We start from the raw sequence: 23,779 nt of genomic DNA on the forward strand, positions 1-23,779 counted from the left end.
TTTGAATTCAGCCCGCAGTCGCGACGTAGCTGCCCGACTTCCCGCCGTGCTTCTCCAGCACATGCACGTCGGTGATCCGCATCCCGCGGTCGACGGCCTTGCACATGTCGTAGATGGTGAGCAGCGCGACCTGCACGGCGGTCAGGGCTTCCATTTCCACGCCGGTCGGGCCGACGGTCTCGACGGTCGCGGTGCAGGCCACCTGCGGCGCCTCGCCGCCCTCGGCGAGCGCGAAGGCTACGGCCACGCGGGTCAGCGCGAGCGGGTGGCACAGCGGGATCAGGTCGCTGGTCTTCTTGGCCGCCTGGATGCCGGCGATGCGCGCGATGCCCAGCACGTCGCCCTTTTTGGCGGTGCCCGATTCGATCAGCGCCAGCGTCGCGGGCTGCATCTCGATGCGGCCGGTGGCCACGGCCACGCGGTGGGTGGCGGGCTTGGCCGCCACGTCGACCATGTGGGCCTGGCCCTGGGCGTCAAAATGGGTGAGGGTGCTCATCGGTGAACGTTCGTTTTGAAGATGCATCATACGAGCCCGAGCCACAGACGAGGAATGCCGCGCTTGACTCCCTCTCCCCACAAGAAAACCCGCCCGACGCCCCTCCGGCATGCGGTGTGCGCTACCTTTTTGATAGCTTCCCAGGTGCTGCTGCCGGCCCCCGCGCTGGCGCAGGTGCAGCAGATCCTGCCGGGCCTCGGTGACGGCGGCGAGATGACGGCCAGCGCCGAGCGCCGGCTGGGCGACCAGATCGTGCGCGAGCTGTACCGCGACACGGACTACATCGACGACCCGGTGATCGCCGCCTACGTGCAGGACATCTGGCAGCGCCTGCTGGCGGCCGCGCGCTCGCGCGGCGAGCTCACGCCCGAGCTCGACGAGCGCTTCGCCTGGACCATCCTGCTGGGGCGCGACCGCAACATCAACGCCTTCGCGCTGCCGGGCGGCTACCTCGGGCTGAACCTGGGGCTGTTGGCCGCGGTCGGCAGCCGCGACGAGCTGGCGACGGTGCTCGGGCACGAGCTGTCGCACGTCACGCAGCGCCACATCTCGCGCATCATGAGCAAGCAGGGCAAGCAGATGCCCCTGATGATCGCCGGCCTGATCTTGGGGATGATCGCGGCCAGCAAGAGCCGCAATTCCGACGCCGGCCAGGCGGTGATCATGGGCAGCCAGGCGCTGTTCATGCAGAACCAGCTGAGCTTCTCGCGCGACATGGAGCGCGAGGCCGACCGCATCGGCTTCGGCGTGATGACGCAGGCGGGCTTTGCGCCGCAGGGCGCCGCGGCGATGTTCGAGAAGCTGCAGTACGCCTCGCGCCTGAATGACAACGGCTCGTACCCCTACCTGCGCAGCCACCCGCTGACGACCGAGCGCATCTCGGACATGCAGGGCCGGTTCCAGTTCCGTGCCGAAGCGGCACCGCCGACGGTGCCGCTGGTGATGGACCACGCCATGGTCGCCTCGCGCGCCCGCGTGCTGACGCGCCCGGGCGTCGACGTGCTGCGGCTGTGGGTCAATGCGGCGTCGAGCGGCGAGTTCGCGGGCAGTTCACCGGCCCAGCAGGCGGGCACGCTCTACGCGGCGGCGATGGCGGCCAAGGAGCTGCGCGATTTCAAGGCGGCGCGCGCGCTGGCCGAGCGGCTCGTGGTGCGCACGGCCGACGATGCGGCCGCAAGCAAGCAGGCGCGCTGGCTGCAGGCCGAGATCGAACTCGCGGCCGGTGGCGCCTCTCGCGCGGCGGCACTGCTCGACGCCAAGTCGAAGGAGCGGCCTGAGATGATCCTCGCGGCCGAAGCCGCGATCGCCCAGCGCCAGCCCGCGCCGATGGTGCCCGTGCTGCGCGACTGGGTGGCCGTTCATCCGCGGGACGCCACGGCATGGCGCACGCTGGCCAATCTGTACGGGGCGCAGAACGACACGCTGCGTGCCATTCGTGCCGACGCCGAGGCCAACGTGGCGATCCTCGACTACCCGGCGGCGCGCGACCGCTTCAAGGCGGCGCAGGAGCTGGTCCGCAAGTCGGGTGCGCCCATCGACCACTACGAGGCATCGATCATCGACACGCGCGCACGCGCCGTCGACGTGCTGGTCAAGCAGCAGGCCGAGGAGCCGCCGCTGAAGTAGTGACGCGTCGAGGGGCGGCGTTCAGCGCCGGGAGGACAGCAGCCCGCCCAGCGCGCTCTCGATGAGCAGCCCGAGCAGCGAGTAGATCAGCGAGCCCAGCAGCGCGGCGAGGAAGCCGTTCACATGGAAGCCGCCGAGCAGGCCCGAGGCGGCCCAGAACAGCAGGGCGTTGATCACGAACAGGAACAACCCGAGCGTGACGATGGTGACCGGCAGCGTCAGGATCACCAGCACGGGCCGCACGACCATGTTGAGCAGGCCGATCACGGCCGCCGCGAGCAGCGCCGAACCGAAACTCTGGACCTGGACGCCGCTGTAGAGGTAGGCGACCGCGAGCAGCGCGACGGCGCTGAGCAGCCATTTGAGGAGGATGCGCATGCGTCGCAGGATACCCCACGGGCTCGCACAAAAGAACAAGCCCCGCTGCGTTGCCGCAGCGGGGCTTGTGTCGGTTCGGGAGGGCGTGCGGCCCTGATCAGGCTTACTCGGCCAGCTCGTTGGCCAGCACCAGCAGCGCGCCCATGCCCATCACGGCGCCGGGAAAGGCCCAGCCCGATTGCTTGGCCGGGGTCTGGTCGGGCGTGACCGGTTCCAGGTCGACGCCGATCTTCGGGCGGCGCGCATCAACCACGTGGGTGGCCGCGTGCTCGCGCTTGAGTTGCTGCGTCAGGTCGGTCAGCGGGCCCTTGGCCAGCACCGCCGTCACCTGGCCGCCGTTGCGTTCGAGCAGCGGCAGCATCTGCGCCTGCACCTTGCTGAACCACTTGGCACGCCAGTTCTCGCGCGCGCTGTGGCTCACCCACTTGCTGATCCGGTGTGTCATGCGCGGCGCGCAGGCCACGAGCACCCAATGGCGCGCCACGACGTTGTCGGCATCCGGCGCCAGTTCGGCGAACTGCTCGCTGGCATAGACGGCGTCGTCGACGTAAAGAATGATCTTTTCCATGAGTGCTCTCCTTTGATAGTTAGAGTGACAGAGACCGGATTGATGCAAGAAGTTTCAGTGCGGGGCGTTTATCGTTCAACGAACGCTCAGTGGGCCGGGGTGGCGGGGGCCGGCTTGCGCGAGGCCACCCACTTGCCGATCGCCAGCACCAGCAGCGCACCGATGATGCCGGCGGCGTACTTGATGGTGTCGGTCTGCGGCACCTTCGGCACCCAGGTCCAGTTGGCGGGGTTCGCCAGCGCCGGGTCGGACACGGCCATCGTGCCGGCGATCCAGCCCAGCAGCATGCCGCCCAGCGTGATGATCATCGGGAAGCGGTCCATCAGCTTGATGACCAGCTGGCTGCCCCAGACGATGATCGGGATGCTCACGAGCAGGCCGAAGATCACCAGCGGCATCTGGTGGCCGTCGCCCGCGCCTTGTGCGGCACCGGCGATGGCGATCACGTTGTCCACGCTCATGACCAGGTCGGCCACGATCACGGTCTTCACGGCGCCCCAGAGGCGGTCGCTGCCGGCGATGTTGCCGTGCGCGTCGTCATGGTCGGGGGCCAGCAGTTTCACGCCGATCCACAGCAGCAGGATCGCGCCCACCAGCTTCAGGAACGGAATCGCGAGCAGCGTGAGCGCGAAGAAGATCAGGATCACGCGCAGCACGATGGCGCCGGCGGTACCCCACAGGATGCCCTGGGTGCGTTGCGCGGGCGGCAGCTTGCGGCAGGCCAGCGCGATGACGACGGCGTTGTCGCCGCCCAAAAGAATGTCGATCATGATGATCTGACCGACCGCGACCCAGAATTCCGGGGCCATGAACTGTTCCATAGATTCCTCTTTGTCTTGGCGCCACGCCCGCAGCTCCCTGATGGGGACCACGACGGGCAGCGGCATGCCGATGCGTTTCGATTCACCCTGCGTGGGTGCGGTCGAAAGCGGGGGAGCGAAGGCCGGGTGACACCGGGGACTTGCGAACGCTTCGACCAAACCTGCGCAGGTTCAAATCGAAGGTCTCGCTCGACAACAGCAAGCGCGCCGACCTGCGTCCGCGCGTGTGTCGCCCGACAGGCCGGAAGTGTTGTGCTTCGTATTGACGACCTGACGATTCACGCTGCCCGGGGACAGCGATCGGGAGCTACTCCCCTTCGTGGGCGGGATTAGAGCATTGAAGACCGCGCCGAGGCAACCAAAAGTTTTCTTTACATTTGAGGGCAAATGTCCGGAGGGGCGCATGCAGCGGGCACTTGATGCTCCATTTTTGGGAGCGACTATGGCCCTAAAAAGGAGCGGGACATTGCGGGACTATGATCGCCGCTCGCTGTTTTTTCACTCTCCATGGCCGCCATCCACATCACCGACATCGAGGCCGCCATCAACCACTGGCGCGAGAAGTCTCCCTCGCCCGACGGCATCACGCTGGCGCCCGAGCTGCGCGCGCTGGCCGAGGTCTACGCGCTCATGGTCTTCCACCACGAAGACGAGGTCGACGAGGTCGGCTTTCCCGCCAAGGCCTGGGCCGCGTGGCTCGACTGGTACCACAGCACGCCCGACACGCCCTGCATCGCGATCTGCTCGACCAGCCAGGGCGACGACGAGTGCAAGGGGTGCGGACGCAGCTTCGACGAGGTGCAGTACTGGCCGGCCATGACGCCGGTCGAGAAGCGCGTCACCTGGCGCCGCATCACCATGGAAGACTCGGCCTGGCGCTTCAACCGCTATGCCGAGCGCGCACGCGAAGCCGAGCCCACCGCCGCGCAGCCCGAGTTCGACCCGGACGACGAGAAGCACTGGGCCCCCTGACCATGCGCCGCCTCGCGCAAGCCCCCAACCTCGCGATCGCGACCGTGTGGGCGCACGCCTTGTGCGAGGAGGGCGTGGCCGCGACGGTGCAGCGCGAATTCCTCGGCGCGGTCATGGGCCAGCTGCCGCCTGACCAGTGCCTGCCCGAGATCTGGATCGACGACGAATCGCAGTACGAACTCGCGAAGCGCCTGCTGCACGAGCTGCAGAACCGCCCGCAACGCAGCTGGCTGTGCGTGTGTGGCGAGCAGGTCGAAGGCGGTTTCGAGCAGTGCTGGCAGTGCGGCGAGATGATGCCGGCGGCCTAGCCGCCCGGGCTCGTTACTTCCAGCGCAGCAGCTCGACGTCGATGCTGTTCACGCCGTCGCCCAGCGTCAGCGTGCTTTCCTGGATCGTCGCCTGCAGCTGCATGCTGCGCTGCGCCAGCCTGGCGAGCGCCTGCGAGGCCTCGGTCGGCACGCGGTAGACCTTCAGGTTCTGCGGCCGCGTGAGCTTGCTCTCGATGCCGCGCCACCAGATCTCGGCCGCGTGGTTGAAGCAGTAGACGATCACCTCGTCGGCCTTGCCGCAGGCCTTGATGATGGGCTTGTCCTCGGGCTGACCGACCTCGATCCAGATCTTGGTCTGGCCCGTGAAGTCGCGCAGCCACACGTCGGGCTCCTCGACGTTCGACAGGCCCGCGCCGAAGGCCAGCGTGCCGTCGCCGTTGCAGATGTCCTGCAGCTGGTGCGCGTTGAGCGCGAGCGCGACCAGCCGGATCATCATCCGCTCGTCGGTCTCGCTGGGGTGGCGCGCCAGGGTCAGCGCATGGTCGGCGTAGTAGCCGTGGTCGATGTCGGCCACCGCGAGGGTGGCCTTGAAGATGGTGGATTTGAGAGCCATGGGTGCGCGAGTGTATGCGCGCGCCCCTTCGGCCTCAGAACGCCAGCGACGCCTGCAGGTACAGCGTGCGCGGCTGGCCCACGTACTTGCCGCCGTTGTTGTCGACCGAACGGTTGTAGTAGCGGCGGTCGAACAGGTTCTTCACGCCCACGGCCAGCTTCAGGTGGCTCAGCGACGGGCCGAAGTCGTAGGCGGCGCGCAGGTTCACCGTGCCGTAGCCCGGGATGTCGCCCAGCCGCCCGCTCGCGTCTTCCACGGTGATGTACCTGGCGCCGTCGTCCGGCGAGCCCGGCGAACGCTGCTTGGATTGCGCGTAGAGGTCGGCGTTGAGCGTCCACGGCCCGCGCTCGTAGCGTGCGCCGAGCGTTGCGACGTGGCGCGAGTAGAAGGGCAGGTCGCGCCCCGCGAACGCACCGGCCTTCGAGGTGGCTTGCGTGTACGTGTAGGTGCCCGACACCGACAGCCCCTTGAGCGCGTCGCTCAGGCTGCCCAGGTCGTAGCGCAGCGCCGACTCCAGCCCGCGGTGGCGCGTGGCGCCCAGGTCGGTCCACTGGCCGACGTCGCCGGTGATGGAGCGCGCCAGCTGCAGCTCCTTGTCGAAGTTGATGTTGAACAGCGTCAGCTCGCCGCTCCACGATTCGCCCTTGTACTTGGTGCCGATCTCGTAGGTCTTGGCCTTCTCGGGATGCAGGCTGGTGGTCGACTGCGCGAGCTGGGCGTACTGCTGCGGACCGAACGACACGCCCGCATTGGCGAACAGCGACCAGCGCTCGCTCATGCGGTAGAGCACCGACAGCGTGGGCAGCACTTCGTTGGACTCGATCTTCGGGTAGATCGCGTTGGTGACGCGGTTGTTCGCCATGGTGAACACGTCGTTGTACGAACGGAAGGACTCGTAGCGCACGCCGGGCGTGACCGTCCAGTTGCCGAAGTCGATGCGGTCGTCGATGTAGAACGCGTGCGCGGTCGTGCCGCCCTTGCTGGTCTGGTACGCGGGCTGCGCGAGCGCGTAGGCGTCGAAGCCCGACGCCGGCCGGTAGTAGGTGCTGCGCGTGGCCGTTTCGGAGGCCTCTTCCTTCAGGTAGCGCGCGCCGATGCTGATTTCCTGCACCACGCTGCCCGAGTCGATCAGGCGCGAGTAGCGGGGCTCGAAGGCGTAGGTCTTGTAGTTGCGCGGCGCGGTGGTCAGGCGGCGCCGGTTGGCGTTGGCGCCCGTGCCTTCCTGTTCGAGGTAGCTGCTGCGGTACGAGTCCGTGTAGTAGGTCAGCATCTCGAACTTGTTCACGCCGTCGTTGTGCGTGTACTTGAGCGAGCCGTCGGTGCGGCGGCCCGTGAACTCGTCATAGGGGCGGTCCGACTGGAACGGGTTGGCCGCGAACTGCGCCGTCGTCAGGCCGCCGGGCATGCGCCCCTTGCCTTCGAAGTGGTGCAGCGAGATCGCGATGTCGTCGGTCTTCGAGAGGCGGTAGGCACCCTTGAGCATCAGGTCGTCGATGCGGGTCTTGTCGTTGCTCTGGCGAAAGCCGTCCCCGTGCGTACCCGAATAAAGCAGTGCCAGCCCCAAGCCGTTCTCGTTGGTGCCGCCGATGAACAGGCTGGGCGTGCTCTTGGTGCCGCCGCCGTGGCTGGCGCTCTCGACGCCCACGCCGACTTCGCCCGCGAACTGCTTGGGGATCGAGCGCGTCACGAAGTTGATGATGCCGCCCACGTTCTGGGGGCCGTAGCGCACCGAGCCCGCGCCGCGCACCACGTCGACCGCCTCGAGGCTGCCCAGCGACACCGGTGCCAGCGACAGCTGCGGCTGGCCGTAGGGCGCGTAGGCCAGCGGCACGCCGTCCAGCAACACGGTCGAGCGCGGCGACAGCCGCGAGGTCAGGCCGCGCACGCCCACGTTGAGCGAGATGTCGCTGCCGCCGGTGCCGTTGCTCTCCTGCACCTGCACGCCGGGCACCTGGCGCAGCACGTCGCGCACGCTGGCCGAGCCGCTTTCCTGGATCTGCTGGCGCTCGACGATGCTGCGCGCGCCGGCGTGCTCGAGCACCTTGGTCTCGGTGGGCGTGCCGAGCCAGTCGCCGGTGACGGTGATGGCCTCGAGCGACTTCGACGGCTCGGCGTCGGCCGCGAAGCTGTGCAGGCTCAGGGGCAGCAGGGCCAGGGCGATGGCGGTTCTTTTGTGCGGGAACAAGGGGAGTCCTCCTCGATGTATTTGTGATGGATGAAGGGATGGGGTGCGTGCGTCGTTCAGGGTGCCGTGCCGCGGGACAGCGCCTGGCTGTGCGCGGCCGCAGCCACGGCGCGCCGGCGCCACCAGAGCCACACGCCGCTCAGGCCGAGGCCGGCCAGCGCCAGGCCCAGCAGCGCGGTGACCGCCTGGTGCACCACGCCGCCGAGCACGCCGGTGTGCAGCGGGTAGATCACGACCACCACGCCGTTGCCGGTGTCCATGTCCTGCCAGCGGCGCACGCCGAGCAGCTCGCCCGTGACCGGATGCACCCACACCGAGCCGATGCCGTTCGGGTGCGGGTCGTCGGCGAGCCGGAAGCGCACGCGCAGCGGCCGGTCCGCGCGGCCGGGCACCTGCACGTAGCCGATGGGCTGGCCGGGGAACACGGCCTGCGCGCGGGCGACGAGATCGTCGAGCGGCAGGCGAGGGCCGGTGGCGGTGCCCTTGGGCACCCCGGGCGCCTTGGCAGGTGTTTGCCCGAGCGCGGTCGAGATGAAGCCGCCCAGCGGTCGCCAGGCCATGTAGGCGCCGGTGAAGACCGACACCGCGATCAGCAGTCCGAGCACGGCGCCGCCGGTGCGGTGCAGGTCGAACAGCCCGCGCAGCAGGCCGCGGTCCAGCACGATGCGCAGCGAGGGCGGCCAGCGCGCCGGCCACCACAGCACCACGCCGCTGACCAGCAGGAACAGGTACGCCAGCGCGGCAATGGCGAGGATGCCCTTGCCCGTGTCTTCCAGCAGCAGGCTGCTGTGCAGTTCGAACAGCAGGTTGTAGGCACCTTCGTGCGTGCCGCGGCGGCCCTGTTCGGCGCCGGTGGCGGGGTCGAGGTAGAGCGTGCCGTCCCACGGGCCGCGCACCAGCACCCAGAGCGTGTCGCCGGGCTGGCGCGGCGGGCGCAGCGTGAGGTTGGTGTCGGGGCCGAACTCGGCGAGCAGACGCTGGCGCAACGGCTCCAGCGGCGCCGGGGCCGTGCTGCTGTTGCTGCGCGCGACGAAGAGCTCAGGATGCGCCGCGCGGTCGAGCGGCAGCGCTACGACCAGCACAGCGCCCAGGAGCGCCGTGAGGGCGAGCAGCGGCCCGAGCGTGAGGCCGATCCATCGGTGGAGCGTGAGCCAGAGGCGTCTCAGTGGGGCGCGCCGCATGAACAACGGGGACGTCGAGGCGTCCCGTCTGGGTTGTCGGCTGGCGTGCCCCAAACGGGGCACGTTGGCTGGGAGGTATCGGTGGGCGAACGAGGCGCGCCGGCCGTGGGCGGCACGGGCCGGCGGATCGTCGCGGGGGAGGCCTAAATTCTACGGGCCAGCTCGGCCGCCTTGCCGGTGTAGCTGGCGGGCGTCATGGCCAGGAGGCGGGCTTTTTCCTCTTCAGGAATGGCCAGCGAGCGGATCAGCCCGTGCAGCGCCTCGGCCGTCACGGTCTTGCCGCGCGTGACTTCCTTGAGCTGTTCGTAGGCGCCCTGCACGCCGAAGCGGCGCATCACGGTCTGGATCGGCTCGGCCAGCACTTCCCACGAGGCCTCGAGGTCGTCGGCCAGCGCTTCCTGGTTGATCTCGAGCTTGCCCAGGCCGGTGGCCAGGCTCGCGTAAGCCAGCGTGGCGTAGCCGAAGGCCACGCCGATGTTGCGCAGCACCGTGCTGTCGGTCAGGTCGCGCTGCCAGCGGCTGATGGGCAGCTTTTCGCTCAGGTGGCGCAGCACCGCGTTGGCCAGGCCCAGGTTGCCTTCGGCGTTCTCGAAGTCGATCGGGTTGACCTTGTGCGGCATGGTCGAGGAGCCGATCTCGCCCTTCTTCAGGCGCTGCTTGAAGTAGCCCAGGCTCACGTAGCCCCAGATGTCGCGCGAGAAGTCGACCAGGATCGTGTTGACGCGCGCCACGGCATCGAACAGCTCGGCCATGTAGTCGTGCGGCTCGATCTGGATGCTGTACGGCTGGAAGCTCAGGCCCAGGCCCAGCGGCGCGGGCGTCTCGACGACCTTGCGACTGAAGGCTTCCCAGTCGAACTCGGGCCAGGCGGCCAGATGGGCGTTGTAGTTGCCCACGGCGCCGTTCATCTTGCCCAGCAGCTGCACGGCGGCTATTTGCGCGCGGGCCTTGGTCAGGCGCACCGCCACGTTGGCGATTTCCTTGCCGACGGTGGTCGGGCTGGCGGTCTGGCCGTGCGTGCGCGAGAGCATCGACACGTCGGCGAACTGGTGCGCCATCTCGCGCAGCTTGGCGATCAGGCCGTCGATGGCCGGCAGCACCACGGTGTCGCGCGCGGCCTGGATCTGCAGGGCGTGGCTGGTGTTGTTGATGTCTTCGCTGGTGCAGGCGAAGTGCACGAACTCGGCGGCGGCCAGCAGCTCGGGGCGGGCTTCGAACTTCGACTTGATCCAGTATTCGACGGCCTTCACGTCGTGGTTGGTGGTCTTTTCGATGTCCTTGATGGCCAGGGCGTCGGCCTCGGAAAAGTGCGACACCAGACCCATCAGGTACTTGCGGGCGCCGCCCGTGAGGGGCTTGAACTCGGCAAAGCCGCAGTCGGACAGCGCGATGAACCAGGCCACCTCCACCTGCACGCGACGGTGCATATAGCCCTGTTCGCTCATCAGCGGGCGCAAGGCCGCGAGTTTGGCCGCATAGCGGCCGTCAAGGGGGGAGAGGGCGGAGACGGTGGAAAAGCTCATGCCCGAATTTTAGGCGGCCGCCGGGTGGCCGCGCCGCGGGGGAATTCGGGCGCCGTCTTTTTCCCTTCACCTAAAATGCCTGCGAACAAACGTTAACAAGCGATGGGGAGAGAGCCTTCATGAAACTGATCGGATCCGCCGCCAGCCCGTATGTGCGCAAGGTGCGCGTGGTGCTGGCCGAAAAGCGGCTCGACTACCAGTTCGTGATCGAAGACGTCTGGTCCGCAGACACCACGATCGCCCATTCGAACCCGCTGGGCAAGGTGCCGTGCCTGATCATGGAAGGCGGCGAGGCGATGTTCGACTCGCGCGTCATCGTCGAGTACATCGACACCCTGTCGCCCGTGGGCAAGCTCATTCCGCAGCAAAGCCGCGAGCGCGCCGAGGTCAAGACCTGGGAAGCGCTGGCCGACGGCGTCATGGACGCCGGCGTGCTCTGGCGCCTCGAAGCCACCTGGTCCGGCCGCGCCGACGCCGAGCGCAGCGCCGCCTGGATCGAGCGCCAGCGCGCCAAGGTCCAGGCCGGCGTGGCCGCCATGGCCAAGGGCCTGGGCGACAAGCCCTTCTGCAGCGGCATCCACCTGAGCCTGTCCGACATCGCGGTCGGCTGCGCGCTGGGCTGGCTGGGGCTGCGTTTTCCCGAGATCGACTGGCGCGGCGACCACGCCAACCTGGCCAAGTTGTACGACAAGCTCATGCTGCGGCCGAGCTTCATCGACACCCAGCCCTGAAACGACAAAGCGCCCCGTGGGGCGCTTTTTTCTTGGGGCCGTTCGGGCCACCGCATGCGGGAAGGCCGAGGGGGGCGCTGCGTCATCGCGGGCCCCGCTGTCGGCGGGAAGACAAAAATGCTGCGAGGCGCCCCGACACGAAGGAGGGAGGGAGGGAGGAGGAGAAGAATCGCCTCGGGATTTCAACCGGACGGCAGGCGCCCGGAAGACCTCGCAACATGAAAACCTGTGGGCCTTGGCCGCCCACGCTCAAGTATGAGCGCGGCTCCGCCGCACGGTTCCCGTTCGAGTGGTAAACATTTGTGACTCAAAGTTCACATTGCAGGGCCGGTCAGTCGCCGCTGGGGCCGAGCTGTTTCTCGATGACCTGGATGAAGCCGTTCTCGTCGGGCGCCGTCATGCTCGACCACGCCTGCACCACCTTGCCGTCGCGCCCGATCAGGTACTTGTAGAAGTTCCACTTCGGCGTCGTGCCCGAGGCCTGCGCAAGCTGCTTGAACAGCGGGTTGGCGTCGGTGCCGCGCACGGCCGACTTGGCGAACATCGGAAACTTCACGCCGAAGGTGCTTTCGCAGAAGTCGGCGATTTCCTTGTTGGAGCCCGATTCCTGGGAGAAATCGTTCGACGGGAAGCCCAGCACCACCAAGCCGCGGGCGCGGTACTTCATGTCCAGCGCCTCCAGCCCTTTGTACTGCGGGGTGAAGCCGCAAAAACTGGCCGTGTTGACCACCAGCACCACTTTTCCGGAGTACTGGCACAGGTTCTGGGGCTTTTCATCCTGCAGCCGCGGGAAGCTGTGTTGCAGGATCGCCGGGCACCCGGCGGCGCCGCCCACCGCGGGCGCGGCAGGGGCGGCGGGGGCCGTCTGGGCACCCGCCGACAGGGCGGCGGACAGGCCCGCCACGAGGGAAAAGGCCGTGGCGCAACGTCGCAGCATCGACAATCGGGCGGGGGTTCGCATGACGGGCTCCTGGATCGAAAAGGGGGGTGTGCATCTATGGCGCGGGCGCGCGCACAAGCACATCATCGCGCGTCTGTCACGGGCGCGCCAAACGGCCCGACTAAAATCGGCGGCCATTGAAAGACTTTGATGCTCTACCCGGAACTCTTCAGACAACTCGAATCCGTCCGCTGGGACATGGACAAGGACATCCCCTGGCAGTCGTTCGACGCTTCCTTGCTGACCGAAGAGCAGGCGCAGACCATCAAGATGAATGCCATCACCGAGTGGTCGGCGTTGCCGGCCACCGAGATGTTCCTGCGCGACAACCGGCACGATAGCGACTTTTCGGCGTTCATGTCGATCTGGTTCTTCGAAGAGCAGAAGCACTCGCTGGTGCTCATGGAGTACCTGAAGCGCTTCAGCCCGCAGCACGCGCCCACCGAGCAGGAGCTGCACGAGGTGCGCTTCGACTTCGACCCGGCGCCCCCGCTCGAAACCCTCATGCTGCACTTCTGCGGCGAGATCCGCCTCAACCACTGGTACCGCCGCGCCGCCCAGTGGCACACCGAGCCGGTCATCAAACACATCTACACCACGCTGAGCCAGGACGAAGCCCGCCACGGCGGCGCCTATCTGCGCTACATGAAGCGCGCCATGGAAAAGTTCGGCGACGAAGCCCGTGCCGCCTTCACCAAGGTCGGCGTGCTGATGGCCAGCGCGCGCCGCACCGCCCAGGCGCTGCACCCGACCAACCTGCACGTGAACAAGGCGCTGTTCCCGAACGACACCATCCAGAGCCGCATGCCCGATCCCGACTGGCTCGAGCATTGGCTGGACAAGCAGATCAAGTTCGACGCCGGCTGGGAAACCAAGGTCGGCGAGCGCATCCTGCACAACCTGAGCCTGTTGATGAACCGCAGCTTCAAGACCGTGCAGGAGCTGAACCGCTACCGCAAGGAAGTCTCGGCCACGCTGGGCCCCAAGCCCGAATACCAGGGCGCCTGAGTCGTCCTAGGACATCGATGAAATCGCCCCGCCCGGGGCGATTTTTTTTGGGCGCTCGCTGTCACAACGCGGCGGCGTCAAACGTCTAATCGGGCATGGACGACCCGACCCTCACCTTCGACAGCCACCGCCGCCGCCTCCAGGGCATCGCCTACCGCATGCTCGGCTCCGTGGCCGAGGCCGAAGAGGTGGTGCAGGACGCCTGGCTGCGCTGGCATGAAGCCGACAAGGCCAGTTTCGACAGCGCCGAAGCCTGGCTCGTGACCGTCGTCACGCGCCTGTCGATCGACCGGCTGCGCAGCGCCAAGGTCCAGCGCGAGCACTACATCGGCCCGTGGATGCCCGAGCCGACCCTCACCGGGTCGCCCGACACGCCCGAGGAAACGCTCGAGCGCGCCGACAACATCTCCGTCGCCTTCCTGGCCGTGCTCGAGCGGCTGGCGCCCGAGGCGCGCGCCGCCTTCCTCATGCGCGAGGTGTTCGACGCCGACTACGACGAGATCGCCCAGACCCTGGGCAAGAGCGAGGCCGCCTGCCGCCAGCTGGTGCACCGCGCCAAGGCCCAGGTGCAGGAGGCCCGCCCGCGCTTCCAGGTCTCGCGCGAGACCCACCAGCGCCTGCTGCGCGCCTTTGCCGACGCCGCCGCGCGCGGCAGCATGCAGGACTTGAAGGCGCTGATGGCCGAAGACGTCGAACTCATCGGCGACGGCGGCGGCAAGGTGCAGACCTTCAGCAAGATCCTGCGCGGCAGCCAGCGGCTGGCGCAGCTGTACTTCTCGCTCTGGCGCCGCATGGGCGCGGGCGTGCGCATGGAGCTGGTCGAGCTCAACGGCGAGCCCGGGATGCTGCGCTTTCTGGACGGCGAACTCGAATCGGCCCAGACCTTCGAGATCGAGGGCGAGCGCATCGTGCGCATCCGCGCCCAGCGCAACCCCGACAAGCTGGCGCGCATCGCCCAGCTATTCGCGGCCAAACGGGGCGCCTGAAGAAAAAATTCGCGCAGCCTGTCACAGGGCCGATGGCTGGCGCGTCTTCAGGGTGTAGCAAGCGGATTTCGCTTGTTTCCTTCAACCACCCTGGAGTACATCCCATGAGCCAAGCCCCCGCCCTCCGTCTCGCCTGGACCAAGTTCGCCCCCAAGTCCTTCCAGGCCATGATCGCCGTCAACGGCAGCTTCGAGTCGAGCACGCTCGGCAAGGTGCTGATCGACCTCGTCTTTGCCCGCGTCTCGCAGATCAACGGCTGCGCCTACTGCCTGGACATGCACGTGCGCGACCTGCGCGTGCAGGGCGAAGACTGGCAGCGCATCAACAGCCTGGCCACCTGGCGCGAGGTGAGCCTGTTCAACGAACGCGAGCGCGCCGCGCTGGACTGGGCCGAAACGCTCACGCGCCTGGCCGACCACCACGCCGATCGCGATGCCGAGTTCGAGGCCCTGAAGGCCGTGTTCAGCGACCAGGAAATCGTCGAGCTCTCGCTCGCCGTGGCGCAGATCAATGCGTGGAACCGCCTCGGCGTGGGCCTGCGTTCGCAGGTCGTGGCCAAGGCGATGCCCTGAACCTCAGCGCCGCTCGACCACCATCGGCGCGATGCGCAGGTTGTCGCGCAGCTGGGTGACTGCCTCGCCCGCCGCATTGCGCGACGGGAACGGCCCGGCCTGCAGGCGGTGCGTGCCGGCTTCGCTGAACACGCGCAGCTGCGGCGCCAGCGTGGGCAGGCCGCGCGCGGCCTGGTTTCTCAGCGTCTCGGCGCCGTCGCGTTCGCGGAACGCGCCGAGCTGCACCCAGAAGCCGGCGGCAGTGGAAGAGGGCGCCGATGACGTGGCCGGCGCGGCGAGCGGGGCTAGCGGCGCGAGGTCGGTCACCACCATCGCCTCACGCGGTCCGGCCGGGGCCTCGGGCTCCGATGGTGCCGCGGCCATCACCGGCGTCTGCGGTGCCACGGGCATCGTCGCGGCAGGCGCCGCAGCGGCGGTCATCGCGACCGGCGCGACCCAGGCCGACGGCACGGCCACCGGCGCCGCCGCCACCCGGACGGGCGCGGGAGCCGGTGCCGGCGCAGGCGCCGCGGCATAGGCCGTGCCCGCGTCGCGGCGCCAGGCGCCGGTGCGGATGTCTTCGTTGGTGATGCGCTCGATCTCCACCGGCGCCACGCCGCGCAGCAGGTCGAGCTTCAGCGCCGCCGTGTAGCTCAGGTCGATCACGCGGCCGTCCACGAAGGGGCCGCGGTCGTTCACGCGCACGATCACTTCGCGGCCGTTGGCCGGGTTGCGCACGCGCACATAGCTCGGCAGCGGCAGCGTCTTGTGCGCGGCCGTCATGGCGTACATGTCGTAGGGCTCGCCGCTGGCGGTCGAGGCTGCATGGAACTTGCGGCCGTACCACGAGGCGATGCCCGATTCGCGGAACGGCCGGTCGTCGGTGATCGGCACGTAGCCGCGACCCAGCACCGTGTACGGCTTGCTGGTGCCGCCGCTGCTGCGGATCGCCTCGATGCGGGGTTCGGCGTCGGGCACGCGGTCCAGGTCCGACGGGATGTTGCTGCCGGGGCCGTCGCGGCCACTGGCGACGCCGCCGCCACTGCTGCGCGGTCCGCTGGCGCAGCCGGCCAGCACGAGCGCGGCGGCCAGGGCGCAGGCCGTCAGCGCGCGGGAGGCGAGGGCGCGGTCAGCCAAAGACCGCCTTCCACAAGGCCAGCATGGCGTCGCGTTCGGCGCTCAGGGCGGGCGGCGTGACCTGCGTGGGCTCTTCGTTCAGGCGTGCGGTGTGCTGCACGCGGCGCAGCTCGCGGTAGGCGGTGGCGGCGTTGCGGCCCACGCCTTCGGGCAGCAGTCCGGCCTGTTCGGCACGCAGCAGCAGCGCGATGTTGCCCAGGTTGGGAATCAGCTCGGGGTGCGCGCCCGAGGCCGACAGCACCAGGAACTGCACCGCGAACTCGGCATCGACCATGCCGCCGGGGCTGTGCTTCACGTCGAAGCGGTCGGCCTTCACGGGGCGGGCGCCGCGCAGCTTGTTGCGCATGCCGATGATCTCGGCCTTCAGCGCCTCGCGGTCGCGCGGGGCCACCAGCACGGCTTCGCGCACCTGGTCGAAACGTGCGCCCAGTTCGGCGCCGTGGTCGGCGCTGCCCAGCACGAAGCGCGCGCGCGTCATGGCCTGGTGCTCCCAGGTCCACGCGGTGTTGCTGCCGCGACCGAGCTGGTACTTTTCGTAGGCCTCGAAGCTGGTGGTGAGCAGGCCCGAGTTGCCGTTGGGGCGCAGCGCGGTGTCGATCTCGAACAGGTCGCCTTCGCGCGTCTTCACCGTGAGCCAGTTGATGAGCTTGCGCACGTAGGCCGCATAGACCTCGCCGGCGCGCTCGTCGTCATCGTCGTAGACGAACACGATGTCCAGGTCGCTGCCGTAGCCCAGTTCTTTGCCACCCAGCTTGCCGTAGCCGATGATCGCGAACTGCGGCACCTCGCGGTGCCGGTTGCGCACGTGCGGCCAGCACCAGCGCGCGGTCACGCGCAGCGTGGTGTCGGCCAGCGCGCTCAGGTCGTCGGCCACCTGCTCGACGGTGATGCGGCCGTCCACGTCGCGCGCCAGCGTGCGGAACACCTCGGCGTGGTGGGCGTGGCGCAGCAGGTTCAAGAGGCGCTCTTCGTCGGCCTCGCCGGTGCGGGTGAGCGAGGTGTGGCGCGCTTCGAGTTCGCGCTCGAACTCCTCGGCGATGAAGCGGCCCGAGAGCATTTCGTCGCTCGCGAGTTCGTCGATCACGCCGGGGTGCTGCATCAGGTAGCGCGCGGGCCATTTCGCGGCGCCCAGCAGGCGCAGCAGGCGCTCCTGCACGGCGGGGCGTTCGACCAGCAGCGCCAGGTAGCTCTCGCGGCGCATCAGCGGCTCGATCCAGTCGGCCCAGCGCATGGCGGCATCGATGTGGCGCGGCGTCTGTCCCGCGCCCTCGCCGTCGGGCTCCTTCAGCCACTGGCCGGTGCGTTGCACCAGCTGGCGCAGGCGGCCCCGGGTTTCCTCGCGCAGGGCGAGCACGCGCGGCGTTTCGCACCAGTCGCGGATGCGCTCGGCGAACACGGGCGGCAGGTCGTCGAGCAGGTCGACCAGGTCGGCGGGCGCGGCGGCCTTCTTGCCGTTGCACTTGCCGTTGCAGGGTTTCTCGCCGCCCAGCAGCTTGTCGAACTCCTGGGCCACGAACTCGCGGTGCGTGTCGAGCTGTTCGAGGAAGGGGCAGCAGTCGGCGTAGCCCATCGACTGCGCGATCCAGCGCAGGTCGTCGTCGTTGACCGGCAGCACGTGGGTCTGCTGGTCGTCAAGGTACTGGATGCGGTGCTCCACGCGGCGCAGGAACTCGTAGGCCGCGGCCAGCGTGTCGGCCGTGTCCTGCGGCATGAGGTTGGCGCGCGCCAGCCGTTGCAGCGCGTCGAGCGTGGGGCGCGTGCGCAGTTCGGGGAACTGGCCGCCGCGCACCACCTGCAGCAGCTGCACGGTGAATTCGATTTCGCGGATGCCGCCGCGCGAGAGCTTCACGTCGTTGGCGCGCTCGGGGCGTCCGGCGCTGCGGCGCGCCGACTGCTCGCGGATCTGGCGGTGCAGGATGCGCAGCGAGTCGAACACGCTGTAGTCAAGATAACGGCGGAACACGAAGGGCAGCACCACGTTGCGCAGCGCCTGGGCCTGGCCGTCGAGCACCACGGCGCGCGGCGCGACCACGCGGCTCTTCATCCAGGCAAAGCGCTCCCATTCGCGGCCCTGCACCTGGAAATACTCTTCGAGTGCGTCGAGCGAGACCACGCTCGGCCCCGAGTTGCCGTTGGGCCGCAGCGCCAGGTCGACGCGGAACACGAAGCCGTGCTCGGTCACGTCGCCCACCAGCGCATAGATGCGCTTCACGGCGCGCGCGAAGTACTCCTGGTTGGACAGCTTGCCGCGCCCGTCGGCATCGCCGGCCGTGTCGCCGTCCACGTCGTACAGGTAGATGAGGTCGATGTCACTGGACACATTGAGCTCGCGCGCGCCCAGCTTGCCCATGCCGATCACCCACAGCTGCGAGCGCTGGCCTTCGGGGCCGAGCGGCGCGCCGTGCTGGGCGTCGAGTTCATGGCAGGCGTCCTGGCAGGCGATGTCCAGGGCCAGTTCGGCCAGCTCGGTCACGGCGGTGGTCACCACCGCGAGCGGGGCCTGCTGGTCGCAGTCGAGTGTGACCAGACGTTCCATCGTGAGCTGGCGCACGATGCGCAACGCATCGCCCACGGCCACGCCGCGTGCGCGCAGGGCGTCGTAGGCGACGGTCATCGATTCGCGCCGGGGCTCGCCGGGCGGCAGCAATTCGAGCTCGGCCGCATAGCGGCGGCGCAGCCGCTGGACGAATCGGGAACTGGAAGAAAACGCGGGAGGCGTCGGATTGGATGGCAACTGATTCACACTGGTGTGGGTTGGCGCGGAACCCGGCTCAAGGCTGGCGGTCATAATTCCCGACACAGCGCGATCCTCAATGAACGACACGGCGTCTTCCCCTTCACGTCTGCTCCAAATCACCGCTGTGACAGCGCGCTGGCTATTGGGTCTGCTCTTCGCTGCGTGGCTTCTGCTGGCACTGTCAGTCGTGGTCCTGCACGCGTGGATTGTGCCGCGAATCGGCGATTTTCGCGGTGCACTCGAGGCGCAGGCTAGCAAGGCCATCGGTGTCCCGGTGCGCATCGGCGCCATCACCGCCCGTTCCGAAGGGCTATTTCCGGCCTTCGAATTGCGCGACGTGGTGCTGCAGGACGCAGACCAGCGCGAGGCCCTTCGCCTCGTGCGGGTGGTGGCGAGCGTGTCGCCGCGGTCGCTGTGGCGCCTGAATTTCGAGCAGCTCTATATCGAGGGCCCGCAGCTCGACGTGCGCCGCGACACTCAGGGAAAACTCCATGTGGCTGGATTGCACATGGAGACCGACACGACCGGAGAAACCCGCGCCGCCGACTGGTTTTTCGCGCAGCGCGAGTTCGTCATCGAAGGCGGCACCGTGCGCTGGACCGACGAGCAGCGCCGCGCCGAACCATTGCTGCTGACCGACGTGCGCTTCGTGTCCCGCAACGGCGCGCGCCGCCACGGCCTGCGGCTGGACGCCACGCCGCCGGCCGGCTGGGGCGAACGCTTCACGCTGCGCGGCCAGTTCCGCCAGCCGCTGCTGTCGATCCGCAGCGGCCACTGGCAGACCTGGGACGGCCAGCTCTATGCCGACCTGCCCTACATCGACGTCACGCGCCTGGGCCAGTACGTCTCGCTCGACGCGCGCATCCGCGAAGGCAACGGCGCGCTGCGCCTGTGGGCCGACGTGGACGACGGGCGCATCGTCGGCGGCGCGGCCGACCTGGGGCTGAACCGCATCGACGCCTCGCTCGGCAAGGGGCTGCAGCCGCTGGTGCTGCGCGCCGTCACCGGCCGGCTGGCGGGGCAGATGAACGCGGACACCTTCGAGTTCTCGACCACCGCGCTGCAGTTCGACACCGTCGACGGCCTGCGCTGGCCCGGCGGCAACCTGTGGCTGCAGCACACGCCCGCCAAGGGCCGCACGCCCGAGCACGGCGCGCTGAAGGCCGACCGGCTCGACCTCGCGGCGCTGGCGCTCATCGCCGACCGCCTGCCGCTGGGCGAGGCCACGCACCGCTTGCTCGGCGCCTACGCGCCGCGCGGGCTGGTCGAGCGCATCGACATGAACTGGCAGGGCGCGCCCGACGCGATCGCGCGCTACCAGGCCAAGGGCCGGGTCAGCGGCCTGCGCGTGGCCTCGCAGCCGGCGCCGGCCGCCACCGCCCCGACCACCCCGGCGCCGGCCGGCACCCCCGCCGCGCCGCCGCGCGTGCACCCCGGCACCCCCGGCCTGAGCGGCGCCACACTCGACTTCGACGCCAGCCACACCGGCGGCACCGCCACGCTGGCCATGGCCAAGGGCACGCTCGAATTCCCCGGCGTGTTCGAAGACCCGGTGATCCCCATCGACCGGCTCTCGACCCAGCTGCAGTGGAAGCTCGACAACGGCGCCATGCAGGTGCAGGTGTCGAAGCTGCGCTTCGCCAACGCCGACGCCGAGGGCGAGGCCGAAGCCCACTGGCGCACCAGCGACCCCGCCACGTCGAGCAGCCGCGCGCAGCACCCCGGCGTGCTCGACCTGCAGGGCAAGCTCACGCGCGCCGACGGCACCCGCGTGTTCCGCTACCTGCCGCTCGACATTCCGCAGCACACGCGCGACTACGTGCGCGAGTCGGTCGTCAAGGGCACGGCCAGCACGGTCGATTTCCGCGTGCGCGGCGACCTGTACGACATGCCCTTCATGGACCCGAAGCAGGGCGAGTTCCGCATCGCGGCCAAGGTGTCGGACGTGCACTACGCCTACGTGCCGCCCTCGCTCGCGGCCGCCACCGCCGCGCCTGCGACCCCGGCGTCGCGCACCGGCCCGCCCGCCGCGCCGCCGCCCGTGTGGCCGGCGCTCACGGGCGTGTCGGGCGAGCTGGTGTTCGAGCGCGCAGGCATGCTGGTGCGCAATGCGCGCGGGCGCATTGCCGGCGCGCCCGGCGTCGAGGTCACGAAGGCCGAGGCGCAGATCGCCGACATGTCGCACCACGCCGCGCTGCTGCGCGTCGATGCGCAGGCCAAGGGCCCGCTGGGCGAGGTGCTGCGCGCCGGTGCGCCGCTGGCCGGCGAGGCCGGGCCGTTCCTGCAGCGCGCGCGCGCCACCGGCTCGGCCGACTACAAGCTGCGCCTCGATCTCCCGCTGGAAAACGTCGACAACACCAAGGTGCAGGCCACCGTGACGCTGGCCGACAACGAGCTGCAGGTGGTGCCCGAGGCGCCGCCGTTCACGCAGGCGCGCGGCACGCTCAGCTTCACCGACACCGGCTTCTCGCTGGCCGGCGTGCAGGCCCGCCTGCTGGGCGGCGAGGTGCGCGTCGAAGGCAAGGGCCGCTTCAGCGGGCCGCAGCGCGAACTGGCGCTGAAGGCGCAGGGCACGGCCAGCGCCGAAGGCCTGCGCGGCGCGCGCGAGGTCGACTGGCTCGCGCGCCTGGCCAAGCACGCCACCGGCAGCACGCCCTACGCCGCCACCTTCTCGATGCGCGACGACACGCCCGAGTTCTCGCTCACCAGCAGCCTGCAGGGGCTGGCGCTGCAGCTGCCCACGCCGCTGGTCAAGACGGCCGAAGAACTGATGCCGCTGCGCATCGAAAAGAAGGTGCTGGCGCGCGACGCCCGCCGCGCCACGCAGGACCAGCTGACGCTCGAGCTCGGCCGCGTCGGCTCGGTGCAGTACGTGCGCGAGCTGTCGGCCAACGGCCAGGCGCACGTGCTGCGCGGCGGCATCGGCATCGGGCTGGCGTCCGGCGAGACGGCGCTGCCGCCCGACCGCGGCGTGTTCGCCAACGTCAACGTCGCCAAGCTCGACATGGGCGCCTGGCAGACGCTGGTGGGCACCGCCGCGGTGGTCGGCGGCGGCGAGCGCGCCGACGATCCCGACCTGGCCTACCTGCCCACGCGCATCGCGGTGCGCGCGCAGCAGCTGGGCATCGCGGGGCGCACCCTGCACAACGTGGTGCTCGGCGGCACGCGCGAAGGTGCGCTGTGGCGCGCCAACGTCGACGCCTCCGAGCTGAGCGGCTACGCCGAGTACAGCCACAGCCAGGCCGGCCGGCTCTATGCGCGGCTCGCGCGCCTGAAGATCGCACCGGCCGAGGCCACGCAGGTCGAGACCCTGCTCGACGAGCAACCCGGCACCCTGCCGGCGCTGGACATCGTGGTCGACGACTTCGAGCTGCTCGGCAAGCGCCTGGGCCGCGCCGAGATCGACGCCGTCAATCGCGGCGGGCGCGAATGGCTGCTCAACAAGCTCGCCTTCAGCGTGCCCGAGGCCACCTTCACCGCCAAGGGCACCTGGGCCGCGCCGGCGGGCGGCGGCGCAAGCGCCGGCCAGCGCCGCACCACGGCCATGAACTTCAAGCTCGACATCGCCGACGCCGGCGACCTGCTCACGCGCTTCGGCATGCCGGGCGTGCTGCGCCGCGGCAAGGGGCGACTCGAGGGCGAGGTGAACTGGCGCGGCTCGCCGTTCTCGCTCGACTACCCCAGCCTGGGCGGCCAGTTGCAGGTCGACGTGGAGCAGGGCCAGTTCCTCAAGGCCGACCCGGGCCTGGCCAAGCTGCTGGGCGTGCTGAGCCTGCAGGCGCTGCCGCGCCGGCTCACGCTCGATTTCCGCGACGTCTTCAGCCAGGGCTTCGCCTTCGACTTCATCCGCGGCGACGCGAAGATCAACAAGGGCATCGCCAGCACCAACAACCTGCAGATGAAGGGCGTGAACGCCGCCGCGCTCATGGACGGCTCGGCCGACATCGTGCGCGAGACGCAGAACCTGCGCGTGGTGGTGGTGCCCGAGATCAACGCCGGCACGGCCGCGCTGGTGGCCACCGCCATCAACCCGGCCATCGGCCTGGGCACCTTCCTCGCGCAGTGGGTGCTGAGCAAGCCGCTCGCCGCGGCCGCCACGCAGGAGTTCCACGTCGAAGGCACCTGGGCCGACCCCAAGATCGCCAAGGTGCCGCGCTCGCTGCAGCTGCTGCCCGGCCTGCCGGGTGGATCGACATCGACGGGCGCCAGCGAAGGCAAGAAAACGGAGACCACGCAATGAAAGTCGCAGCCATCCAGATGGTGTCCGCCATCGCCCGCGAAGCCAACCTCGTGCGCGCCCATGCGCTGCTCGGGCAGGCGGCGCGCGACGGCGCCGAGCTCGCGGTGCTGCCCGAGTATTTCTGCATGATGGGCGCGCGCGACACCGACAAGCTCGGCCTGCGCGAAACCGCTGGCGCCGGCACGGTGCAGGGCTTCCTGGCCGACGCGGCGCGCGAGTTCGGCCTGTGGATCGTGGGCGGCACGCTGCCCATCGAGAGCGACGACGCCGACCACGTCTTCAACAGCTCGCTGGCCTTCTCGCCCGAAGGCAAGTGCGTGGCGCGCTACGACAAGATCCACCTGTTCTTCTTCGACAACGGCACCGAGCGCTACGACGAGCGCCGCGTCATCGCGCCGGGTGCGCAGCCCGTGGTGTTCGAGCTGCCCTCGCGCGACGGCCACGCCTGGCGCGTGGGCATGAGCGTGTGCTACGACCTGCGCTTTCCCGAGCTGTACCGCGCGCTGGCGGGGCAGGGCGCCGACCTGCTGCTGGTGCCCAGCGCCTTCACGCGCACCACCGGTGCCGCCCACTGGGAGGTGCTGCTGCGCGCGCGCGCCATCGAGAACCTAGCCTGGGTGGTCGCGCCCGCGCAGGGCGGCACGCACGAGAACGGCCGCCAGACCTGGGGCCAGTCGCTCGTCATCGACCCCTGGGGCACGGTGGTGGCGCAGCAGGCCGCCGAAGAGGGCGTGGTGCTGTTCGACCTCGACGCCCGGCAGGTCGAGCGCACGCGCGCCCAGCTGCCCGCGCTGTCGCACCGCGTGCTCGCCTGACG

General features: G+C 69.4%; 20 protein-coding genes. 9 read left to right on the top strand and 11 right to left on the bottom strand.

Annotated features, from left to right (window positions below):
* Positions 1–7: 7 nt before the first annotated feature.
* Positions 8–496, bottom strand: coding sequence for a cyclic pyranopterin monophosphate synthase MoaC (gene moaC / locus AC1RL8_RS23920; RefSeq protein WP_341888462.1), 489 nt, complete (start codon positions 494–496; stop codon positions 8–10).
* A 54-nt stretch (positions 497–550) separates the two neighbouring features.
* On the opposite strand from moaC, the gene AC1RL8_RS23925 reads away from it, so the two are divergent.
* Positions 551–2,122 (top strand): M48 family metalloprotease, encoded by a 1,572-nt coding sequence (locus tag AC1RL8_RS23925; protein ID WP_492687054.1) that lies wholly within the window; start codon positions 551–553, stop codon positions 2,120–2,122.
* A 21-nt stretch (positions 2,123–2,143) separates the two neighbouring features.
* Here AC1RL8_RS23925 and AC1RL8_RS23930 read toward each other — a convergent pair whose 3' ends face one another.
* From AC1RL8_RS23930 to AC1RL8_RS23940, 3 genes are all read right to left on the bottom strand, one after another.
* The gene (locus tag AC1RL8_RS23930) at positions 2,144–2,500 is read right to left on the bottom strand and encodes a phage holin family protein (RefSeq protein WP_095747298.1); all 357 of its coding nucleotides are present in this window, start codon (positions 2,498–2,500) and stop codon (positions 2,144–2,146) included.
* A gap of 103 nt (positions 2,501–2,603) precedes the next feature.
* Positions 2,604–3,068 (bottom strand): hypothetical protein, encoded by a 465-nt coding sequence (locus tag AC1RL8_RS23935; protein ID WP_070063278.1) that lies wholly within the window; start codon positions 3,066–3,068, stop codon positions 2,604–2,606.
* A gap of 86 nt (positions 3,069–3,154) precedes the next feature.
* Positions 3,155–3,889: a TerC family protein gene (locus AC1RL8_RS23940; protein ID WP_062475282.1), complete on the bottom strand. Its 735-nt coding sequence runs from the start codon at positions 3,887–3,889 to the stop codon at positions 3,155–3,157.
* Between the two features lie 507 nt (positions 3,890–4,396).
* Between AC1RL8_RS23940 and AC1RL8_RS23945 the strand changes: the two genes are divergently transcribed.
* Both AC1RL8_RS23945 and AC1RL8_RS23950 read left to right on the top strand, forming a co-directional pair.
* The gene (locus tag AC1RL8_RS23945) at positions 4,397–4,861 is read left to right on the top strand and encodes a DUF3717 domain-containing protein (RefSeq protein ID WP_095747297.1); all 465 of its coding nucleotides are present in this window, start codon (positions 4,397–4,399) and stop codon (positions 4,859–4,861) included.
* A gap of 2 nt (positions 4,862–4,863) precedes the next feature.
* Complete coding sequence (locus AC1RL8_RS23950) at positions 4,864–5,169, top strand: putative signal transducing protein (protein WP_095747296.1); 306 nt, start codon at positions 4,864–4,866, stop codon at positions 5,167–5,169.
* A 13-nt stretch (positions 5,170–5,182) separates the two neighbouring features.
* Here the strand turns inward: AC1RL8_RS23950 and AC1RL8_RS23955 are convergent, their stop codons facing one another.
* The 4 genes from AC1RL8_RS23955 to purB all read right to left on the bottom strand — a co-directional run bounded on the left by AC1RL8_RS23955 (position 5,183) and on the right by purB (position 10,632).
* Positions 5,183–5,743, bottom strand: a complete 561-nt coding sequence (locus tag AC1RL8_RS23955) for a YaeQ family protein (RefSeq protein ID WP_095950452.1) — start codon at positions 5,741–5,743, stop codon at positions 5,183–5,185.
* A 34-nt stretch (positions 5,744–5,777) separates the two neighbouring features.
* On the bottom strand, positions 5,778–7,928 hold the full coding sequence (locus tag AC1RL8_RS23960; protein WP_492687053.1) for a TonB-dependent receptor family protein: 2,151 nt from the start codon (positions 7,926–7,928) through the stop codon (positions 5,778–5,780).
* A gap of 56 nt (positions 7,929–7,984) precedes the next feature.
* Complete coding sequence (locus tag AC1RL8_RS23965) at positions 7,985–9,109, bottom strand: PepSY-associated TM helix domain-containing protein (protein ID WP_492687052.1); 1,125 nt, start codon at positions 9,107–9,109, stop codon at positions 7,985–7,987.
* A 143-nt stretch (positions 9,110–9,252) separates the two neighbouring features.
* Complete coding sequence (gene purB / locus AC1RL8_RS23970) at positions 9,253–10,632, bottom strand: adenylosuccinate lyase (RefSeq protein WP_070063273.1); 1,380 nt, start codon at positions 10,630–10,632, stop codon at positions 9,253–9,255.
* A 119-nt stretch (positions 10,633–10,751) separates the two neighbouring features.
* On the opposite strand from purB, the gene AC1RL8_RS23975 reads away from it, so the two are divergent.
* On the top strand, positions 10,752–11,363 hold the full coding sequence (locus tag AC1RL8_RS23975) for a glutathione S-transferase N-terminal domain-containing protein (protein ID WP_159279173.1): 612 nt from the start codon (positions 10,752–10,754) through the stop codon (positions 11,361–11,363).
* A 331-nt stretch (positions 11,364–11,694) separates the two neighbouring features.
* Here AC1RL8_RS23975 and AC1RL8_RS23980 read toward each other — a convergent pair whose 3' ends face one another.
* On the bottom strand, positions 11,695–12,324 hold the full coding sequence (locus tag AC1RL8_RS23980; protein ID WP_492687051.1) for a glutathione peroxidase: 630 nt from the start codon (positions 12,322–12,324) through the stop codon (positions 11,695–11,697).
* Between the two features lie 129 nt (positions 12,325–12,453).
* On the opposite strand from AC1RL8_RS23980, the gene AC1RL8_RS23985 reads away from it, so the two are divergent.
* The 3 genes from AC1RL8_RS23985 to AC1RL8_RS23995 all read left to right on the top strand — a co-directional run bounded on the left by AC1RL8_RS23985 (position 12,454) and on the right by AC1RL8_RS23995 (position 14,869).
* Positions 12,454–13,311: a ferritin family protein gene (locus AC1RL8_RS23985; RefSeq protein WP_062475258.1), complete on the top strand. Its 858-nt coding sequence runs from the start codon at positions 12,454–12,456 to the stop codon at positions 13,309–13,311.
* A 95-nt stretch (positions 13,312–13,406) separates the two neighbouring features.
* A complete protein-coding gene (locus AC1RL8_RS23990) occupies positions 13,407–14,297 on the top strand; it encodes an RNA polymerase sigma-70 factor (RefSeq protein WP_492687050.1) in 891 nt (296 codons plus the stop codon).
* A gap of 104 nt (positions 14,298–14,401) precedes the next feature.
* Positions 14,402–14,869, top strand: a complete 468-nt coding sequence (locus AC1RL8_RS23995) for a carboxymuconolactone decarboxylase family protein (protein ID WP_062475252.1) — start codon at positions 14,402–14,404, stop codon at positions 14,867–14,869.
* Between the two features lie 3 nt (positions 14,870–14,872).
* Here AC1RL8_RS23995 and AC1RL8_RS24000 read toward each other — a convergent pair whose 3' ends face one another.
* On the bottom strand, positions 14,873–15,985 hold the full coding sequence (locus AC1RL8_RS24000) for a septal ring lytic transglycosylase RlpA family protein (protein ID WP_492687049.1): 1,113 nt from the start codon (positions 15,983–15,985) through the stop codon (positions 14,873–14,875).
* Positions 15,978–18,773, bottom strand: coding sequence for a bifunctional [glutamate--ammonia ligase]-adenylyl-L-tyrosine phosphorylase/[glutamate--ammonia-ligase] adenylyltransferase (gene glnE, locus AC1RL8_RS24005; protein WP_492687048.1), 2,796 nt, complete (start codon positions 18,771–18,773; stop codon positions 15,978–15,980). The genes AC1RL8_RS24000 and glnE overlap by 8 nt, the downstream gene beginning before the upstream one ends.
* 25 nt (positions 18,774–18,798) lie before the next feature.
* On the opposite strand from glnE, the gene AC1RL8_RS24010 reads away from it, so the two are divergent.
* Entirely contained in the window at positions 18,799–22,962 is a 4,164-nt protein-coding gene (locus AC1RL8_RS24010) for a YhdP family protein (protein ID WP_492687047.1), read from the top strand.
* Positions 22,959–23,777: a carbon-nitrogen hydrolase family protein gene (locus tag AC1RL8_RS24015; protein WP_095747289.1), complete on the top strand. Its 819-nt coding sequence runs from the start codon at positions 22,959–22,961 to the stop codon at positions 23,775–23,777. Before AC1RL8_RS24010 ends, AC1RL8_RS24015 begins: the two co-directional genes overlap by 4 nt.
* Positions 23,778–23,779: the final 2 nt, after the last annotated feature.

The sequence above is a fragment of the Variovorax sp. GW822-FHT04E09 genome, assembly GCF_058800845.1.

Bases quoted from the DNA above. Each gene is read 5' to 3' on its own strand.
- moaC (WP_341888462.1), bottom strand. From the start codon at position 496: ATGAGCACCCTCACCCATTTTGACGCCCAGGGCCAGGCCCACATGGTC.
- AC1RL8_RS23925 (WP_492687054.1), top strand. From the start codon at position 551: ATGCCGCGCTTGACTCCCTCTCCCCACAAGAAAACCCGCCCGACGCCC.
- AC1RL8_RS23930 (WP_095747298.1), bottom strand. From the start codon at position 2,500: ATGCGCATCCTCCTCAAATGGCTGCTCAGCGCCGTCGCGCTGCTCGCG.
- AC1RL8_RS23935 (WP_070063278.1), bottom strand. From the start codon at position 3,068: ATGGAAAAGATCATTCTTTACGTCGACGACGCCGTCTATGCCAGCGAG.
- AC1RL8_RS23940 (WP_062475282.1), bottom strand. From the start codon at position 3,889: ATGGAACAGTTCATGGCCCCGGAATTCTGGGTCGCGGTCGGTCAGATC.
- AC1RL8_RS23945 (WP_095747297.1), top strand. From the start codon at position 4,397: ATGGCCGCCATCCACATCACCGACATCGAGGCCGCCATCAACCACTGG.
- AC1RL8_RS23950 (WP_095747296.1), top strand. From the start codon at position 4,864: ATGCGCCGCCTCGCGCAAGCCCCCAACCTCGCGATCGCGACCGTGTGG.
- AC1RL8_RS23955 (WP_095950452.1), bottom strand. From the start codon at position 5,743: ATGGCTCTCAAATCCACCATCTTCAAGGCCACCCTCGCGGTGGCCGAC.
- AC1RL8_RS23965 (WP_492687052.1), bottom strand. From the start codon at position 9,109: ATGCGGCGCGCCCCACTGAGACGCCTCTGGCTCACGCTCCACCGATGG.
- purB (WP_070063273.1), bottom strand. From the start codon at position 10,632: ATGAGCTTTTCCACCGTCTCCGCCCTCTCCCCCCTTGACGGCCGCTAT.
- AC1RL8_RS23975 (WP_159279173.1), top strand. From the start codon at position 10,752: ATGAAACTGATCGGATCCGCCGCCAGCCCGTATGTGCGCAAGGTGCGC.
- AC1RL8_RS23980 (WP_492687051.1), bottom strand. From the start codon at position 12,324: ATGCGAACCCCCGCCCGATTGTCGATGCTGCGACGTTGCGCCACGGCC.
- AC1RL8_RS23985 (WP_062475258.1), top strand. From the start codon at position 12,454: ATGCTCTACCCGGAACTCTTCAGACAACTCGAATCCGTCCGCTGGGAC.
- AC1RL8_RS23990 (WP_492687050.1), top strand. From the start codon at position 13,407: ATGGACGACCCGACCCTCACCTTCGACAGCCACCGCCGCCGCCTCCAG.
- AC1RL8_RS23995 (WP_062475252.1), top strand. From the start codon at position 14,402: ATGAGCCAAGCCCCCGCCCTCCGTCTCGCCTGGACCAAGTTCGCCCCC.
- glnE (WP_492687048.1), bottom strand. From the start codon at position 18,773: ATGACCGCCAGCCTTGAGCCGGGTTCCGCGCCAACCCACACCAGTGTG.
- AC1RL8_RS24010 (WP_492687047.1), top strand. From the start codon at position 18,799: ATGAACGACACGGCGTCTTCCCCTTCACGTCTGCTCCAAATCACCGCT.
- AC1RL8_RS24015 (WP_095747289.1), top strand. From the start codon at position 22,959: ATGAAAGTCGCAGCCATCCAGATGGTGTCCGCCATCGCCCGCGAAGCC.